Origin of the sequence: Seongchinamella sediminis (assembly GCF_003457605.1) — a bacterium.
In the GTDB taxonomy this organism is placed as follows: Bacteria; Pseudomonadota; Gammaproteobacteria; order Pseudomonadales; family Halieaceae; genus Halioglobus; species Halioglobus sediminis.
On sequence record NZ_QRAN01000009.1, the window covers coordinates 45,142 to 62,753 of the forward strand.

At 64.4% G+C, this 17,612-nt stretch carries 12 protein-coding genes; 7 read left to right on the top strand and 5 right to left on the bottom strand.

What is annotated here, in order from left to right; all coding sequences use genetic code 11:
* Positions 1-34: 34 nt before the first annotated feature.
* Positions 35-670: a peroxiredoxin family protein gene (locus DWB85_RS09855; RefSeq protein ID WP_117954068.1), complete on the bottom strand. Its 636-nt coding sequence runs from the start codon at positions 668-670 to the stop codon at positions 35-37.
* Between the two features lie 204 nt (positions 671-874).
* On the opposite strand from DWB85_RS09855, the gene DWB85_RS09860 reads away from it, so the two are divergent.
* From DWB85_RS09860 to DWB85_RS09890, 7 genes are all read left to right on the top strand, one after another.
* Complete coding sequence (locus DWB85_RS09860; RefSeq protein ID WP_117954069.1) at positions 875-1,618, top strand: DUF3348 family protein; 744 nt, start codon at positions 875-877, stop codon at positions 1,616-1,618.
* Complete coding sequence (locus tag DWB85_RS09865; protein ID WP_117954070.1) at positions 1,608-3,740, top strand: coiled-coil domain-containing protein; 2,133 nt, start codon at positions 1,608-1,610, stop codon at positions 3,738-3,740. The genes DWB85_RS09860 and DWB85_RS09865 overlap by 11 nt, the downstream gene beginning before the upstream one ends.
* Entirely contained in the window at positions 3,740-4,381 is a 642-nt protein-coding gene (locus tag DWB85_RS09870; RefSeq protein WP_117954071.1) for an OmpA family protein, read from the top strand. The genes DWB85_RS09865 and DWB85_RS09870 overlap by 1 nt, the downstream gene beginning before the upstream one ends.
* Complete coding sequence (locus DWB85_RS09875; protein WP_162846073.1) at positions 4,374-4,997, top strand: DUF2894 domain-containing protein; 624 nt, start codon at positions 4,374-4,376, stop codon at positions 4,995-4,997. Before DWB85_RS09870 ends, DWB85_RS09875 begins: the two co-directional genes overlap by 8 nt.
* Positions 4,998-5,037: 40 nt before the next feature.
* The gene (locus DWB85_RS09880) at positions 5,038-6,789 is read left to right on the top strand and encodes a DUF885 domain-containing protein (RefSeq protein ID WP_117954073.1); all 1,752 of its coding nucleotides are present in this window, start codon (positions 5,038-5,040) and stop codon (positions 6,787-6,789) included.
* Between the two features lie 171 nt (positions 6,790-6,960).
* Positions 6,961-8,130 carry an efflux RND transporter periplasmic adaptor subunit gene (locus DWB85_RS09885; RefSeq protein ID WP_117954074.1) on the top strand — a complete coding sequence of 390 codons (1,170 nt, stop codon included), beginning with the start codon at positions 6,961-6,963 and terminating at the stop codon, positions 8,128-8,130.
* Positions 8,127-11,249, top strand: coding sequence for an efflux RND transporter permease subunit (locus tag DWB85_RS09890; RefSeq protein ID WP_117954075.1), 3,123 nt, complete (start codon positions 8,127-8,129; stop codon positions 11,247-11,249). The genes DWB85_RS09885 and DWB85_RS09890 overlap by 4 nt, the downstream gene beginning before the upstream one ends.
* Positions 11,250-11,266: 17 nt before the next feature.
* Here the strand turns inward: DWB85_RS09890 and DWB85_RS09895 are convergent, their stop codons facing one another.
* From DWB85_RS09895 to dnaE, 4 genes are all read right to left on the bottom strand, one after another.
* The gene (locus DWB85_RS09895) at positions 11,267-12,796 is read right to left on the bottom strand and encodes an arylsulfatase (protein WP_117954076.1); all 1,530 of its coding nucleotides are present in this window, start codon (positions 12,794-12,796) and stop codon (positions 11,267-11,269) included.
* A gap of 77 nt (positions 12,797-12,873) precedes the next feature.
* Entirely contained in the window at positions 12,874-13,164 is a 291-nt protein-coding gene (locus DWB85_RS09900) for a DUF1244 domain-containing protein (protein WP_117954077.1), read from the bottom strand.
* Between the two features lie 41 nt (positions 13,165-13,205).
* Positions 13,206-13,709 carry an NUDIX hydrolase gene (locus DWB85_RS09905; RefSeq protein ID WP_162846074.1) on the bottom strand — a complete coding sequence of 168 codons (504 nt, stop codon included), beginning with the start codon at positions 13,707-13,709 and terminating at the stop codon, positions 13,206-13,208.
* Positions 13,699-17,181, bottom strand: coding sequence for a DNA polymerase III subunit alpha (gene dnaE / locus DWB85_RS09910; RefSeq protein ID WP_117954079.1), 3,483 nt, complete (start codon positions 17,179-17,181; stop codon positions 13,699-13,701). The genes DWB85_RS09905 and dnaE overlap by 11 nt, the downstream gene beginning before the upstream one ends.
* Positions 17,182-17,612: the final 431 nt, after the last annotated feature.

A 17,612-nucleotide genomic window follows, 5' to 3' on the forward strand; every position in this document is an offset into this window, starting at 1 on the left:
CGGGGAATGGCGCAGGTACGCGATTTCGAACCGGCTAGTCGGCCTCCGCCAGCGCCGTCAGCGCATAGTCCAGCGCGGAGAGCGCATCCACCCGCAGGCTGTAAGCCTCGAGGAACAGCTTGCCCACCACCACGCCATCGGGATTGATGACAATGGTGCCGGGATAGGGAATGCCGTAGGCATCATCTCCCGGCTGGTAGGACTTGTTGAGAATGCCCAGGGTCCTGAAGCTCAGGGTGTCGACATCGTGCAGAATCGGGTACTCGATTCCCCACTGGTCGATAAAGGCCTGTTGCAGCGCGGGATCGTCGTAGGTCATGGCCACAATGCCGATACCCGCCTGGTCGTAGGCGGCCTTGTGTTGCTGCAGCTGGATCAGCTGTTTCATGCAATAGGGGCACCAGTCAGTGGAGCGGGTGGCGACGAACACCGTTCCCCGGCTACCGGCGAACTCACCCAGCAGACGCACCTCCCGGCCCTGCCAGGTTGCGGTCACACCGGGGAAGTTCGAGCCAATGACCGGCCCGGGATCGAAGGCGTCGTTATCCACGCGCACGAACATGTCGCTGGTGACCGTGTCGTAGGCCAGCTGTTTCAGCGGGGCGCGAAACACCAGGACGGCCATGGCGAACAGCGCGATAACACACAGGAAAACCAGAAATTTCTTCATAATGTTCAATAACCTATCAAGCCATTACGCTGAACTGCTGGAGCAATATTACCAGTATCAAGCTCGCAATCGGCTCCCGTTTGTACTGCGCAAAAAATCATCAGCCCCGGGCCCCGGTTGTTCTTGAAACCTGCCCCGCAACCGGGATAATAGCCGGTCGGGCCGCAGCCCGCGGCCAGTCTCCGCAACACCAACAAGTAGTCAATGACCCAAGCCCTCCCCCAGGTCTCGCTGGGCAGCTCACGACTCGTACGGTTTTTGACCGATTTGTCCGTCAGCGATACCCAGGTGTCCCACCGGCAGTTCACTGAACGCCTGGGGCAGCTGATCGATTTTTCCGATTCCATTACCCTGTCGGAGGCCCACGCTCGCACCCCGGATGTGGAAAACACCGACACCGGCGAGTTTCGCGAGGGCATTACCAGCGAATTCCTGCGCGCCCGCAGCACCATTGTCCAGGCCGCCATGCGCAGCTTCTTCCCGGGCTCCGGCCCCAGCCGGCTGAAATGGCCGCGGGACGAAACCGTGCCTGCGGATGCCAGTGAAGCCAGCGCCCCCTACCTCAAGTTCTACCTGCAGCAGCAGGCCGATATCGACAGCAAAATTCGCGGCCTGCACCTGCGCACGCGCAGCGCTATCGCAGCGCTGTCAGTGAACCTGGCGCGCATCAGCGCCATTGACGAGGCCCTGTCAGACGCCCTGGCGAGCCATTCCCGGCGCTACCTGGCGGCCATTCCCCGGTTGCTGGGCCAGCGCCTCGGCTACCTCTACAGCCAGTACCGGCAGGGCCTGGACGACACCAGCGAGGCGCAGGCGCGCTGGCTCGAGACCCGCGAGCAGTATCGCCGTGAGACCCAGGGACTGCTGCTGGCGGAAATCGAGGCGCGCCTGCTGCCGGCCCTGGGATTGATTGAAGCACTCAACGAAGAGATTAACGATGAAGACTAAGCTGTTATTTATCACCGCCGCCCTGCTGGGCGCACTGGCGATTGTATGGATGGGCCTGGGCTTTGTCGGCGGCAACCCGCTGGCGCTGCTGGTCACGGTGATAATCGGCTTTGTCTACGCCCTGGGGCTGGTGGAGCTGACCGGCTTCCGCCGCGCCACCGGCGAGCTCGCGCGCGCCCTGGGCCAGGTGAGAGCGGGAGACGACTTTGACCTGCCGCCCTGGCTGGGAACCCTGCCCGCCAGCCTGCGCAATGCGGTCAACCAGCGCATCGAGGGCGAGAAAACCGGGCTGCCGGCGCCGGTGTTCACCCCCTACCTGGTCGGCCTGCTGGTCATGCTCGGCCTGCTGGGCACCTTTATCGGCATGGTCGACACCCTCCAGGGCGCGGTGAGCGCGCTGCAGGGAAGCAGTGAACTGGCGGCAATCCGGGCAGGACTGGCGGCGCCCATCGAGGGCCTGAGCCTGGCCTTCGGCACCTCGGTAGCCGGTATCGCCGCCTCCGCCATGCTCGGTCTCAACGCCACCCTCAGCCGCCGTGAGCGGATGCTGGTGACCCGTGAACTGGACCGGCACATCGCCGGCCCCCTGCGCCGCTACTCGCTGCACTACAACCGCCAGCAGACCTACCTGGCCATGCAGGGCCAGGCCCAGGCACTGCCGGAGGTGGCCCGAACCCTGGGCAACATGGCCGGTGAACTGGAGCGCATGGGCCAGCAGCTGAGCAGCCAGTTACTGGACAACCAGCAGCAATTTCACCAGCAGACCGGGCAGCAATACCAGCAGCTGGCCAGCTCGGTGGAACAGTCACTGCAGCAGACCCTGGGTGAGAGCGGCAGGCTGGCCGGGGAAAGCATTGCCCCGGCGGTGGAAGGCGCCATGGCGGCGCTGTCGGCACAGGCCGGGGAGACCCAGCAGAAACTGCTGGAGGTCACCGAGAACCTGCTGCACAGCCGCGCCGCCAGCGAGGCGGACTGGCTGGCGGAGCAGGGCAAGCGGCTGCAGGCCATCACCACCGCCCTGCGGGAAGACATGGCCGGCCTGACCGCCGCCCTGCGCGATGAGCTGGGGCAGTTGCGCCAGGAAGAAGCCGAGCGGGAAGAAAAGATCGCCCGGCGCCTGGCAGATATCCAGGACGGCTCGGCCAGACAACTGCAGAGCCTGCAAGACGACTCCAGGGAACAACTGGGCCAGGCCCAGGCGGCTACCGCGCAGGCACTGGCCCGGCTGCAGGACAGCACTGCGGAGCAACTGCAGCAGCTGCAGCAGGCGACCGCCGGCCAGCTGGCCGGCACCCAGACCGACACCGCCGAGCGCCTGGCCGCGATACACAGTGACACCAGCAGCAAAATCAGCGAACTGCACAGCGCCGCCAGCACGGGTCTGGAGCAACTGCAGGCTGCGGCGGCGCAATCCCTGCAGCAACTCAAGGGCACCGTCAGCGACGGCGTCGCCAGCCTGCAGACCCGCACCGCCGATAGCCTCGGCGCGCTGGAAAAGACCGCCGCCGAACAACTGGCAGGGCTGGGCCGGGAGCTGCAGCAGCCCATGCGCGAACTGATTGCCACTGCCTCGGAGACCCCACGCGCCGCCGCCGAGGTGATCGGCAAACTGCGCGAGGAAGTCAGCAACAGCATGGAGCGGGACAACCAGCTGCTGGCCGAGCGTCAGCGTATTCTCGAGGATCTCGGGGCACTGGCGACCGACCTGCGCCAGTCGTCCGCGGCACAGCAGGCGGCGATCGAGCAGCTGGTCAACTCCTCGGGGGAACTGATGGCCGGTGTTTCCAGCCGCTTCCAGGCACAACTGGAGTCGGAGTCGGACAAGCTCGCCGAGATTACCGCCAATGCCGCCGGCAGCGCGGCGGATATCGCCAGCCTCGGCGAGTCCTTCAGCCTGGCGGTGCAGCTGTTCAGCGAGTCCAACCAGCAGCTGATGGAAAACCTCGGGCGCATCGAGGAATCCATGGACAAGACCACCGAGCGCTCCGATGAACAAATGGGCTACTACGTGGCCCAGGCCCGGGAAATCATCGATCAGAGCATGCTGTCACAGCGGGAAATCATCGAGGAGCTGCGGCGCCTGGGCCAGACCGGTGACCTGTTCGCCGCCGAGGCCGGCTGATGGAGGACCTGCAATCAGAGCTGGCCGACGACACCCCGGTCTGGGCCATCTTCGGTGACCTGATGTCCGCGCTGGTCGGCGTATTTGTGCTGATCCTGGTGTGGGTGCTGGGCTACCAGGTCGAACTCGCCAACTCCCTGCAGCAGGAGGTCATTCGCCGGGAGGCGGAGCAGGACCGGCGCATGGTGCTGGAGCAGGCCCTGGCCGCGCCCCTGGCCAGTGGCCGCATTACCCTGCGGGACGGTCGTATCGGGATCAGCGGCAGTGTGCTGTTTGCCCTCAACTCGTCGGCGCTGCAGGACGAGGGCCGGGAACTGCTGCGCAGCCTGGTGCCGCCGCTCACCCTGTATCTGTCGGAGCAGGAAGAACTGCTGATGGTGAGCGGGTTTACCGATGACCTGCCCATCCAGCAGGGCAACCTGCAGTTCGAGGATAACTGGGAGCTGTCGGCACAGCGGGCGCTCACCGTTACCCGGGCCCTGATCGCCGAGGGCATGGATCCCGGCCTGGTATTCGCCGCCGCCTTTGGTGCCCAGCAGCCAGTGGTCGCCAATACCGACAGCAGCAGTCGCTCCCGCAACCGGCGAGTGGAAATGGCCCCGGTGCCGCGCACCTCCGCCAAGGCCAGCGCCAGTGACTGAGCTGCGGGCCGAGCTGAAGGCGCTGAAAACCGCCGGCGACAGCGCCGACCCGGTACAGCTGCGGTACATCGAGAGCCTGTTGCTGCGCGCCGAGCAGCGCACCGGCCGGCTCGGCCGGGTACTGGAGGATCGGGCGCGCAAGGCCCTGGCCGCCTATCGCCGGCAATTGCCCGGGAGGCGCGCGCGCTCTGCTCCCCGGACTGACAGCAACCGGCCCCTGCGCGAGCTCAACCGGCTGCTGGCGGAGCAGCAGCGCAACGAGGACGACCCCCGCGCCGCGCCACTGGAGGCGGCCCTGCGCCAGCAGGAGCTGGAACTGGCGCACGACTTCGCCCGCCAGGCAAACCCCGGGCGGCCGCAGTCCCCGGCACAGCGGGAAGAACTGAAAGCGGCACGCCGCTTCCACTCGGCCATGGTCCGGTTCAACGCCGACAAGGTGGTCAGGCAGGCGCTGGCAGAAGTGCCCGAGGACGCGGGGCCACTGAACCCGCAGCGGCTGGCAACCCGGTCGCTGGAAACCATGCGCGACCTCTCTCCCCATTACCTCAGCCGTTTTGTCAGCTACATTGATACCCTGTTCTGGCTGGAACGGGCCGACCGCGGCGACAAACGCTGAGCGACACACACCGCAAACCACCTTGACGAGGAAACCGGGCATGCGACTGCTGACTGTTATTTTCATCTCCACCTGGTCAATCCTGGCTCATGCCAGCCCCGAGCAGGACCTGCAGGCCATATTCGACGCCCACTGGAACTGGTACCTGGAGAATCACCCGCGGATCGCCACCCGGCGCGGCGAGCGCAGCGGCAATGACCGCTGGCCGGACATGAGCCCGGCGGCCCTGGAGCAGCGCTACCAGCAGCGCGGGCAATTCCTCCGCCAGCTGGCGGCGATTGACCCCGAACAGCTGTCCGCCCCGTCCCGGCTGAACCAGCGCCTGCTGGCGCACACCCTCGCCAGCAAGCGCCAGCATTACGAGCTGGGCGTGGACTTCATGGACCTGAAAATGCGCAACGGGCCGCACAACGAATTCCGCATCCTCGGCTCCACGGCGTTTGCAAACAGCGGCGACTACCAGCTGTGGCTGGCGCGAATGGAAGCCCTGCCCGCCTACCTCGAGCAGTATCGCGCCCTGCTCGACGAGGGCATCAGGCGCCAGCGGGTGCAGGCCAGAACCGTGGTCACCCGGATAAGCAAGCAGATCGACAGCGTGCTGGCCACCGCCCCGGAGCAGCACCCCTTCTACCAACCTTTTGTAGACCTTGCCGAGGGCGTGCCGGCGGGCGAGGCCGAGCAACTGCGGGCCCGCGCCCGGGCGCTTGTCGACGATGCCATCAATCCGGCCTACCGGCGCTTCCAGCGCTACCTCACCGAGACCTACCTGCCCGCCAGCCGCGACCAGGCCGGGGTGGGCGCCCTGCCCGGCGGCAAGGCCATTTACGAGTTCCTGGCCAGGGATTTCACCACCACCGACAACACGCCGGAGCAGATTCACGCCATCGGCAAGCGCGAGGTGGCCCGCATACTCGCCGAGATGGAACAGGTCAAGGCGGAGACCGGCTTCGAGGGCGACCTGCAGGCCTTCAACGAATTCCTGCGCAGCGACCCGCAGTTTTACTACGACAGCCCGGAGGCCCTGTACGAGGCCTACCTGGCCATGTCCAAGCGGCTCGACCCGGAACTGGTGAAGCTGTTCGGCAAGCTGCCGCGCATGCCCTATGGGGTGCGCCCGATTCCCGCCGCCATGGCCCCGGACACCACCACCGCCTACTACCAGCGTCCCGCCGCCAACGGCTCCCGGGCCGGTTTCTATTACGTCAATCTCTACCGTCCCGAGGTGCGGCCAAAATATGAGATGGAGGCCCTGAGCGTGCACGAGGCCGTGCCCGGCCACCACTTGCAGCTGGCGCTGGAAATGGAGATCGAGAACATGCCGGCATTCCGCAGCACCAGTTCGGTCACCGCCTTCGTCGAGGGCTGGGGCCTCTACTCCGAGAGCCTGGGCTACCAGATGGGCCTGTACCAGGACCCCTACTCGCGCTACGGCCAGCTGACCTACGACATGTGGCGTGCCGTGCGGCTGGTGGTGGATACCGGCATCCACTACCTGGGCTGGAGCCGGCAGCAGGCGATCGACTACTTCACCGCCAACGCCGGCAAGAGCGAGGCCGACATCATCAACGAGATCGACCGCTACATCGAATGGCCCGGCCAGGCCCTGGCCTACAAGATCGGCCAGCTGAAGATTCTCGAGCTGCGCGCCGGGGCCGAGCAGGCACTGGGGGAAGCCTTCGATATCCGCGACTTCCACGACACCCTGCTGGGGGCCGGCTCCATCCCGCTGGACGCGCTGGAAGAGCGCATGGATGACTGGCTGGCGACGCAGCTGGCGGGTGCCGGCAGCTAGTGCCGGCGCTGGCTGCGCGGTCAATTTATCCTGAAAAAGTGGTGTTCTGTCGCAGAATCGTCGGTTGCGGCAGGAATATTGTTACTATTTGGCAATAACCTTGATGCCCGGAGGGAGATAATCGTTTCACCGGGATAAGAGGAAAACAAACCACCGGTCCAGAGTATCTCCATGACGAGAAAATTGGTAAAGATACTGGCTCCAGTTATTGTCATCGCCGCCTCTGCGGGAGCCTACGCCCTGCTCCAGGTAACGCGCCCGGAGCCGGAAAAAAACACCGAGGGCCCCCGCCCTACCTCGGTCTACACCGCCGCCGTCAGCCAGCAGGCCACGGCGCTGGAAGTCATCACCCAGGGCGAGGTTCGCTCGCGCACCGAAATTGACCTCGTCTCCCAGGTGGGCGGCCGGGTAATCAGCGTCTCCCCGGAATTCGTCGAGGGTGGACGCATAGAGCCCGGTGTACCGCTGCTGCAGATCGAGGACACCGATTACCGGCTCGCCCTGAGTCAGGCCCGGTCCCGGCTGGCAGACGCGGAACTGGCGGTCCAGCAAGCCCTGGCCGACCAGGACGTGGCGCGCAAGCAGCTGCGCAACGATCCCACGGCCTCGGACCTGGCGCTGAAAAAACCCCAGGTCGCCCAGGCCCGGGCCATGCGCGAGGCTGCCACCGCCAACCTGGAACAGGCTGAACTGGACCTGCAGCGCACCCGGGTCACCCTGCCTTTCGCCGGGCGGGTGGCGAGCACCCGGGTACACATCGGCCAGTTCATCACCCCGGGCACCGTCCTCGGCAGGGCATTCGGCACCGAACTGGTGGAAGTCCGCCTGCCCCTGAACAACCAGCAGCTGGCCTCGCTGGGCCTGCCCATTGGTTATACCGCCCCCGAGGGAGGCGGCCCCCCGGTCACGTTCAGCGCCCAGGTCGCCGGAGCCAGCCACCAGTGGCAGGGCCGGCTGGTGCGCCTGGATGCATCGGTGGATGCCGACACCCGCATGCTGTACGCCATCGCCGAGGTAGCCGATCCCTACGGTGCGGCGGCCTCCGCCAGTGGCATGCCGCTGGCGGTAGGCCTGTTTGTCGACGCCCGTATCGAGGGCCGGCACCTGGCTGATGCCATGAGTATCCCGGCGCAGGCCCTGCGGGCCGGCGATGTGGTTTACCTGATCAATGCCGAGGGCAGGCTGGAGATTCGTGAGGTCAGCGTCGCCCACGCCAGCCCGCAGCGGGCCATCATCGCCAGCGGCATAGCCCCGGGCGAGCGAGTCATTACCTCGGCCATCCGCAACCCGGTAGCGGGTATGGCGCTGGTGGCGCTGAATGCCGAAGCGTCAGCGCCATGAAGCGGATCATCGCCTGGTGGGTAAACAACCCGGTAGCGGCAAACCTGCTGATGGTGGGCATTCTGCTGGCCGGGGTGCTGGGTATGATGTCCATGGAGAAGGAGGCCTTCCCCAACATCAAGATCAATCAGGCGGCGATTACCGTGGCCTGGCCGGGGGCCAACCCCCAGGAAGTGGAAGAACAGGTAATTGCCCGCATCGAGCAATCGCTGGAGAACGTCGACCAGGTTTACCACTATTACTCGACGGCCACCGAGGGCGCCGCCGAGATCAACGTTTCCACCTACCCCAACGTCGACATCAACGACTTTATCAACGAGGTCAAGAGCGCGGTGGACGCGGTCACCTCCCTGCCCCGCGACATCGAGCCGCCGCGGGTCCAGCGGCGCCAGTTCCGCGATGAAATGATCCGCGTCGCGGTACACGGCGACCTCAGCGAGCGCCAGCTGACCCGCCTGGCTGAGGAACTCAAGGACGAAATGGCTGCCCTGCCTTACGTGGCCACCATCAATCTTTTCGGTACCCGCAAGGAAGAGGTCACGGTAGAACTTTCGGAGTCGGCCATGCGCCGCTTCGGCCTGACCTTCGAGGAGGTGGCCAACGCCATCCGCAGCAACTCTATCAACCTGTCCTCCGGCCGGGTGCGCACCGAAACCGGCGACGTGCAGCTGCGGGCCCGCAACCTGGCCGATACCCAGAGCGACTTCGAACGTATTGTTATCCGCCAGACCCCGCAGGGAGCGGTGGTGCGCGTGGGTGACGTGGCCACGGTTATCGACGGTTTCGAGGAACAGGAAATTCTCGCCACCATGAACGGCCAGCCCGCGGTATTGCTGCAGGCGCTCACCACCGACAACATGCAGGTGGTAAAGACCAGCGAGTCGGTGCACCAGTGGCTGGAAGAGGCGAGGCCGAGGCTGCCCAAGGGCGTCGAGCTGACCATGTGGTTCGACACCGCCGACATCTATACCTCGCGCATGGACCTGATCGCCGAATCCGCATACCTGGGCCTGTTCCTGGTGTTCCTGGTGTTAATCCTGTCGCTGCGGCCCAAGGTCGCCCTGTGGGTGACCGCGGGTATCGCGGTGGCCTTCGTCGGCACCTTCGCGCTGCTACCGGTAAACGACGTATCCATGAACATCATGTCGTCCTTCGCCTTCCTCATGGTGCTGGGGATCGTGGTCGATGACGCCATCGTTGTCGGCGAGAGCATTCACCATCAGGCCCACATCAGCGGCGGTGGCGCGCGCTCGGCCACCGAGGGGGCCTTCGCCGTGTCGCGCCCGGTCATCTTCGCGGTGCTGACCACCATGATCGCCTTCGCCCCGTGGCTGTTTGTCAGCGGCGAGGCGGCGCAAATGACCCGACAGCTGTCCATCGTCATCACCGTGGCCCTGACCATTTCACTCATCGAGGCTTTTTTCATCCTGCCCGCCCATCTGGGCCACCTGGAACCGCGCAAGTCCCTGCACGGCCTGGCCAGGACCCAGCAGAGAATCGAGCACAGCATCATCGATTTCGCCAACCGCAGCTACCGCCCACTGCTGGACTGGGCGGTCCGCCACCGTTACCTGACCGCCAGCCTGTTCGCCGGCGCCTTTGTCATCAGCCTGGGCATTTTTACCAGCGGCTGGGTGAAGTTCTATTTCATGCCGCAGGTGGAAAACGAGCAGATCTACATCAATGTCACCCTGCCCAACGGCACACCTTATTCGCGCGCGCTGGAAATCCTCGACCAGTTACAGGTCGCCGAGCGCCAGCTGATCGCCGAGGTCGACCAGCGGGCGGCCGACGGTGAGGGCAGCGGCAAGCTGATCGAGGGCTGGTACACCCGCTCCCGCCGCGACAGCGTTATTGCCATCGTCAAACTCGCACCTCCCGAGGTGCGGGATATGTCGGCCAAGGAAACCGCCGAACGTTTCCGTGACCTGGTGGGGGATATACCGGACGCCGACCAGATCGAGGTGGTGTACACCATTAACGACAACGATGCCGACGTGACCTATCTGCTCAAGCACCGGGACACGGATCAACTGGCCCTGGCCTCCCGCGACCTGCAGGCCCACCTGACTACCTACGACGGCACCTTTTTTGTTCGCGACAGCCAGCGCGGGGAAACCGACGAAATCATCCTCAACCTGCGCCCCGGCGCCGAGAAGCTGGGCATTACCCTGGCGGATGTCTCCCGCCAGGTGCGCCAGGCCTACTACGGCGAGGAGGTACAGCGCCTGCCCCGGGCCAACGGCGATGTGAAGGTCATGGTCAAGTACCCGCTGGAACAGCGCCGCAATCTGTCCAGTCTCAACAACTTCCGGGTGCGCACCGGCGATGGCCGGGAAGTGCCGCTGCTGTCGGTGGTGGAGGTCGAACTGTCCAATGGCGCCCAGCGTATCGAGCGGCGGGACGGCGAACGCTTTATCCGCGTCCAGGCCGACATGGACCACGACCTGATGGGCGATATCACCCGGGACGTCACCGACAATTTCATTCCCGAGCTGGAAGCCCGCTACCCGGGACTGGAGGTGCTCAAGGGCGGCCAGCAGGAGGAAGAGGAAGAGTTCTTCAACGAGATTCTCGCGCTTTACGCCGTCGCCCTGTTCATGATGTACGCCCTGATCGCCATTGCCTTTCACTCCTACTGGCTGCCGCTGCTGGTGATGACCGCGATCCCCTTCGGCTTCATGGGCGCCATTTTCGGCCACCTGCTGTTTGGCGTGCCCATGGCGATGTTCTCCTGGTTCGGTATCGGCGCCGCCGCCGGGGTGGTGGTGAACGACAACCTGGTGCTGGTGGACTACATCGGGCGCCTGCGGGAACAGGGTAAGGCGCTGCGCGAGGCCATTATCGAGGCCGGTGTTACCCGCTTCCGCCCCATCCTGCTGACCACGGTAACCACCTTTGTCGGCCTGATTCCCATCATGGCGGAGAAGGCCACCAACGCCCAGTTTCTCAAGCCGGCGGTGCTGTCGCTGGCCTTCGGGGTGCTGTTCGCGCTGTTTGTGACCCTGCTGATGGTGCCGGCCCTGTACGCCATCGGCGGTGATTTCGCCCACGGCAAGGCCTGGTTGAAACAGCGTCTGTTCGGCGCCGGGGGAAGCGAGGTACGCCAGGGGCGCTGACGTACCCGCGGGGCGACCTACTGCTGCGGCAGGAACTGCTCGGTCAGCTTGTCGATAGACCAGGAGTCGGGGCGCTGGCTCGGCGGATACTCGGCAAAGGTCTGCAGGTAGCGCGTGGTTGCCGCGCTGGCCAGGTAAATCCGCGGCGCCTTGTCAATCATCCAGTCCCAGTAGGTATTGGAATTGTGGTCGGCGCGCTCGTAGGGATCACGCCGCAGGTGGAAAATTTTCGGCAGGCGAAGGGTCACCTCGGGCTCGGCCCACAGGGCCATGGTTTGCGCCCGGTTCTCTGCGTACACCACCTTCCAGTCACCCAGGCGCACGCATACGGGCAGGCCGCCGTCGTTGTGGTAAACGAATTCCTGCCGCGGCCCCCTGCCCACCTCGCCAGTCAGGTAGGGCAGGAAGTTATAGCCATCCAGGTGCAGCTTTGATTGCTTGCTGCCGACCCGCCTGCCCTTGAGCAGGTCCTGCTTGAGCGCCGGGTCTCCGGCAGCCGCCACCAGGGTCGGCATCCAGTCCAGGTGGGACATGATCTCGTTGGATACCTGCCCCGGGGCGATCTTGCCCGGCCAGCGCACTACCGCCGGCACCCGGTAGGCCCCCTCCCAGTTGGAATTTTTCTCGCTGCGGAACGGCGTAATACCGGCATCGGGCCAGGTATTGAAGTGCACGCCGTTATCGGTGGAATAGAACACGATGGTGTTGTCGGCAATGCCCAGGTCATCCAGCTGGTCGAGCATTTCCCCCACCAATTCGTCGTGGGCCACCATCACGTCGTTGTAGAAATCCTGGCCGGACTTGCCCAGGTGCTTTGCCGCCGGGTGGGTGCGGAAATGCATCCCGGTGGTGTTAACCCAGACAAAAAACGGTTTGTCGGCCTTCACCGACTTGTCGACGAACTTCTTCGCCGCGGCGACAAATTCCTCGTCGGCGGTTTCCATGCGCTTGCGGGTCAGGGCGCCGGTGTCCTCAATACGGCCATCGGCGTAGGAGCGAATCACACCCCGGGGGCCAAACATCTTGCGGAAGGCCGGATCCCTGGGGTAGTCCACGTCCTCCGGTTCCTCCTCGGCATTGAGGTGATAGAGATTGCCGAAGAACTCGTCAAAGCCGTGGTTGGTGGGCAGGTGCTCGTCCTTGTCGCCCAGGTGGTTCTTGCCGAACTGGCCGGTAGCATAACCGTGGGTTTTCAGCACCTCGGCAATGGTGATGTCACGGTCGGTGATGCCCAGTTCGGCGCCCGGCAGGCCCACCTTGGACAGCCCGGTGCGCAGCGGTGTCTGCCCGGTAATAAAGCTGGAACGCCCGGCGGTGCAGCTCTGGTCGCCGTAGTAATCGGTGAAACGCATGCCCTCGTTGGCGATACGGTCGATGTTGGGGGTGCGATAACCCATGATGCCATCGCTGTAGGCGCTGATATTGCTGATACCGATATCGTCGCCCCAGAATACCAGGATGTTGGGTTTTTCCGCCGCCAGCGCCGGCAGGGCCAGGCTGGTCAGCAGCACCACGCCGGCGCGAGCCAGCAGGGACAGCTTTATCATTGCGATTTCCTCTTTGTTTTTATCACAGACAGGCCGGCAGCAAAGCACTCATCCGCACCGGCCACGATCAAGTATAGCTAACCAGCCGGTTTATTCTTTTCGAAGGCTGCCCGCTGTTCCGCCGTTGCCTCGGTCTGGTAGCGCGCCTTCCACTCTCCGTAGGGCATGCCATAGACCCGCTCCCGGGCCTGGTCGTAATCCACGCTGACACCCGCTTCCTCGGCGGCGGCCATATACCACTTCGACAGGCAGTTGCGGCAGAAGCCGGCAAGGTTCATCAGGTCGATGTTCTGCACATCCTTGCGGCTGTCCAGGTGTTCCAGCAGCCGGCGAAATACCGCGGCCTCAATTTTGTCGTTGTCAGACATCTGTATTCTCCTTGTGAACCAGCGCCAACCGGAAGCGGGTTTCAGTCGGCGGCTGGGTGACCGGCAACAGCGTCCGGACCTTCGGTGAGCAGGGCCTCAATGATTTCTCCCTGTCCGGGGTAGCGCCATTGCACCTCGTCCATTTTCGCGATTTCCAGCCAGAAGGCCCGCCTCACCTCCAGCACCGCCGGGTCGATGGTGCCGGAGTTGGCGTGTATCTCACAGCTGTACAGGTGGAACCCGGTATCGAATACCGCCAGCAGGCGCCGGGGAATCAGGTCCAGGCCCGTTTCCTCCAGGGTCTCGCGGTGGGCGGTGCACTGTGCCGATTCTCCCTGTCGGGACTTGCCGCCCGGCGGTGTCAGCCCGCCGGCGCGGGAATCAACCACCAGCATGCGCCCGTGAACGACCGTCAGGCAGCCCGCTGACAGGGCAAAATCGGGCTCGCCCTGGTAGGGGCAGACGGGCTCCACCGCGGTGCTGCAGGCACTGACCATACCCGCCATGAGGCCAGACGCCAGGGCCCTGCACCAGCTAGTATTCAAGGGCGACCCGCTCATGGCCCAGTTCATCGCGCAGGGCCTGGAGCAAATCGTCGCTGGGCACCACCCGCCAGCGCTCACTCAGGTGCACCCGGGCCCGGTTGTGTTCCTGCAGGTAATCGATACTCACCGGACAGCTGCCGCCTCCGGCGCCGGACAGAATTTGCTGCAGCCGGGTATTGAAACGCTCATCGATTTTTTCCGCGCTGACCTCCAGGGTCAGTCGCGAGGCGTAGTTCTGGCGGGCTTCATCGATACTGCGCAGGCCATTGGCGCGCAACACCGGCTTGCCGGTGCGGTCGTCCTGCTGTACCCGACCCTCGACAATAACGATAGTGTCCTTCACCAGCAGTTCCCGGAACTGCGAATACACCTCGGAATACAGAGTGACTTCCATTTGCGCGCTGCTGTCGTCCAGGGTCAGCACCGCCATGGTGCCGCGCTGGGTATTCATGGTCCGGGTGGCCATAATCAGCCCCGCCAGCACCTGGTTACCCTGCCTGTCGGGCCGCACATCGACGATCCGCTTGGGGGCAAACTTGCAGACTTCCGCCTTGTACTCGTCGATAGGGTGGCCGGTGATATACAGGCCCAGGGTATCGCGCTCACCCCCCAGCCGCTCCTTGTCGGTCCAGGGCCGCACCTTGCGGAACGGCGCATAAACATCCTCATGACCATTGTCCTGGCTCGGCACCACCTCGCCGAACAGGTCATCGATCCCGGCATCGCGGTTGCTGGCGCTCTGCTCGGCGGCCTTCAGGGCATCCTCCATGCCGGCCATCAGCACCCAGCGGTTCTCGCCCAGCGAGTCCAGCGCGCCCGAGCGAATCAGCGCCTCGATGGCCTTGCGGTTGACCTTGCGGGGGTCGGTACGGGCGCAAAAATCGAACAGGTCAGAGAACGATCCATCTGCCTCCCGGGCCCGGAGGATGCTGTCGATGGGGCCCTCACCCAGGCCCTTGATGGCGCCCAGGCCATAGATAATCTCGTCCTCGGCATTGACCGTGAACATGTACTGGCCTTCGTTGACATCGGGCAGCTTGAGCGAGAGCTTCATCCGCTTGCACTCGTCGACGAACACCACGATCTTGTCGGTGTTGTCCAGTTCCGAGCTCATCACCGCCGCCATGAACTGCGCCGGGTAATGGGTCTTCAGCCAGCAGGTCTGGTAGGACACCAGGGCGTAGGCGGCGGAGTGGGACTTGTTGAATCCATAGCCGGCGAACTTCTCCACCAGGTCGAAGATGCGCATCGCCAGTTCGCCGTCGACGCCCTTGGCTTTGGCCCCGTCCTCGAAGATCTGCCGCTGCTTGGCCATCTCCTCGGGCTTCTTCTTACCCATGGCCCGGCGCAGCATATCGGCGCCGCCGAGGGTGTAGCCCGCCAGTTCCTGGGCGATCTGCATCACCTGCTCCTGGTAGAGGATGATACCGTAGGTGGGCTGCAGAATCGGTTGCAGCCACTCGTGCTGCCACTTGCTGTCGGGGAAGGACAGTTCCTCCCGCCCGTGCTTGCGGTTGATGAAATTATCCACCATGCCCGACTGCAGCGGACCGGGGCGGAACAAAGCCACCAGGGCGACGATGTCCTCGAAACAGTCGGGCTGCAGGCGCTCGATCAGGTCCTTCATGCCGCTGGATTCGAGCTGGAATACCGCGGTGGTCTTGGCGGATTTCAGCAGCTCGAAGCTGCGCTGGTCATCCAGCGGAATCTGCATGATATCCAGCGGTGACTCCCCGGCCCGCTGGCGGGCCGGGTTGATCATCTTCACCGCCCAGTCGATGATGGTCAGGGTGCGCAGGCCGAGGAAGTCGAACTTCACCAGGCCGGCATCCTCCACATCGCCCTTGTCGTACTGGGTCACCAGACCGGAGCCGGTCTCGTCACAGAACAGCGGCGAGAAGTCAGTCAGCTTGGACGGCGCGATGACCACGCCACCGGCGTGCTTGCCGACCCCGCGGGTGACCCCCTCCAGTTGCACCGCCATATCCCAGATCTCCTGGGCCTGGTCGTCCTCGGCGAGAAACTCGCGCAGGGCCTCCTCCTGCTCCAGCGCCTTCTCCAGGGTCATGCCCACTTCGAAGGGGATCATCTTCGACAGCTTGTCTGCCAGGCCGTAGGACTTGCCCTGCACCCGGGCGACATCGCGCACCACCGCCTTAGCAGCCATGGTGCCAAAGGTAATGATCTGCGACACCGCCTCGCGGCCGTAGGTGTCGGCCACGTACTCGATCACCCGGTCGCGCTTCTCCATGCAGAAGTCGACGTCGAAGTCGGGCATGGACACCCGCTCCGGGTTGAGGAAGCGCTCGAACAGGAGGTCGTACTCCAGCGGGTCCAGGTCGGTAATTTCCAGCGCGTAGGCCACCAGTGACCCGGCGCCGGAACCGCGGCCCGGGCCAACCGGGATATCGTGCTGCTTGGCCCAGCGGATAAAGTCCATCACGATCAGGAAGTAGCCTGGAAAGCCCATCTGGATGATGGTTTCCAGTTCGAAATCCAGCCGTTCGCGGTAGCGCTGCTGCGTTGCCGGGAAGTCCGGGGCGCTGGTGTCGAACAGCACCGCCAGCCTGTCGTCCAGGCCCTCGTGGGACAGCTGGCGGAAGTACTCGTCCATGGTCAGCCCGTCGGGGATCGGGTAGTCCGGCAGGTAGGGCTTGCCCAGTTCCAGCACCACATTACAGCGACGGGCGATGTGCACCGTGTTTGCCAGCGCCTCGGGAATATCGGCAAACAGCTCGGCCATTTCCTGCGGTGAGCGCAGGTACTGCTGTTCACTGTAAACCCGGGCCCGCCGGGGATCATCCAGGGTGCGCCCCTCACCAATGCAGACCCGGGCTTCGTGGGCTTCGAACTCGGAGGCCTCGAGAAAGCGCACATCGTTGCTGGCGACCACAGGACACTGCAGCTCCGTGGCCAGCGCCACCGCGCCGTGCAGGTGAGTCTCGTCCCCTTCCCGCCCGGTGCGGTGCAGTTCCAGGTAATAGCGGCCGGGGTAGAGCTGCATCCAGTAACTGGCACGGCGGCGGGCGAGATCGGGCTTCTCGGCCAGCAGCGCCTGGCCGACATCGCCCTGGGCGCCGGCCGACAGTGCGATCACGCCCTCGGCACACTCCTCCAGCCAGGCTTTCTGCACCCGGGGCATACCCAGGTGCTGGCCCTCGGTGTAGGCGCGGGATATCAGCAGGGTCAGGTTTTTATAGCCCTGCTCGTTCATGGCCAGCAGGCACAGGGGATGGGTGCGTTCCGGATCGTCGGCGTCCACCACTTTCAGGTCGACACCGATGATGGGCTGGATCCCGCAGGCATGGGCGGCCTTGTGCGCCTTTACCAGGCCGTAGAAATTACACACATCGGTCACCGCCACCGCCGGCATGCCCAGTTCGGCCACCCGGTTCATCAGCGGTTTCAGCCGGACCAGGCCGTCGACAATGGAGTATTCAGAATGGAGGCGAAGGTGTACAAACGATGTCATGGGGAAAGTGTAACGCCGAACTCTGCCCGGGGGCCACAATTATGCGCTGGCCAGCCTGTGGAAACGCCTTGAAATCCACCCCGTGTCATTCCGGCGAACGCCGGAATCCAGGATGTTTGCCTGCAATTCAAGGACAGAGGGATGCGGATAAACCCCGGCTTGCCCCAGGGCACCCTCTCTTGCGCTTACAGCGCAATTCACCTTGTGCCCCAGGGCACCCTCTCTTGCGCTTACAGCGCAATTCACCTTGTACCCCAGGGCACCCTCTCTTGCGCTTACAGCGCAATTCACCTTGTACCCCAGGGCACCCTCTCTTGCGCTTACAGCGCAATTCACCTTGTACCCCAGGGCACCCTCTCTTGCGCTTACAGCGCAATTCACCTTGTACCCCAGGGCACCCTCTCTTGCGCTTACAGCGCAATTCACCTTGT